This is a genomic window from Leeuwenhoekiella aequorea (assembly GCF_004104375.1).
GTDB classification, from domain to species: Bacteria; Bacteroidota; Bacteroidia; order Flavobacteriales; family Flavobacteriaceae; genus Leeuwenhoekiella; species Leeuwenhoekiella aequorea.
On sequence record NZ_QOVM01000018.1, the window covers coordinates 1 to 1004 of the forward strand.

The 1004-nt window shown below is 36.0% G+C and carries 1 protein-coding gene; it reads left to right on the forward strand.

Annotated features, from left to right (window positions below; genetic code table 11):
• A partial coding sequence (locus tag DSM00_RS15475) for an aldose epimerase family protein (RefSeq protein WP_164916359.1) occupies positions 1–1004 on the forward strand: 1004 nt, incomplete at both ends.

Sequence of the window (1004 nt, forward strand, 5' to 3'; positions counted from 1 at the left end):
ACAAGGATGAGATGTTGAAACCAGCAGCATTTGATACAATCATTGACAATAAAAAAGTGAGTTTATACTGGATAGAAAGTGATAATTTAAAAGCTGCCTTTACAAATTATGGAGGAAGAATTGTGGGACTTTGGGTGCCAGATAAAAATGGAGAATTGACTGATGTTGTATCTGGTATGAATAGTATTAAAGGTTTTGCAACTGCTAGCGAACCCTATTTTGGAGCAACCATTGGCCGTGTAGGCAATAGGATTGCCAAGGGTAAATTTAAGATAGATGGTCAAGAATATACAACCGCGACAAATAATGGAGAAAATGCATTGCACGGCGGAATAAAAGGGTTTCAATATGTTGTTTGGGATGCTGAGCAACCAGATTCTAAAACCTTGGTATTACGTTATAAATCTCAACATATGGAGGAAGGTTTTCCGGGTAATCTGGACGTTAAGGTAACATATTCTATAATTGAAGATAACACAGTTAAAATGGATTATGAAGCAACCACAGATATGAAAACAGTTGTAAACCTTACTAATCACGCTTTCTTTAATTTAAATGGAGAAAATAGCGGAAGTATTCTTAATCACAAGTTGAAGCTTTTTGCAGATAGATTTACACCGGTAGATGCAGGTCTTATTCCTACTGGAGAGTTGAGAAATGTAAAGGATACTCCATTTGATTTCAGGAATTTTCAGACTATTGGAGCACGGATCAATACTGAAAATGAACAATTAATTAATGGAAAGGGTTATGATCACAATTTTGTTCTCAATAAAACGAAAGCAATGGGAATGTACCAAGCAGCGACTGTGGTAGGAGATAAGAGTGGGATACAAATGGATGTGTTTACAAAAGAGCCCGGTATTCAGTTTTACAGCGGTAATTTTATGGAGGGAAAAAATCAATTTAAATCGGGCGTAAAAGATGCTTTTAGAACCGCATTTGCATTAGAAACTCAGCATTTTCCAGATGCGCCAAATCAAGAAAATTTCCCATCAATTATT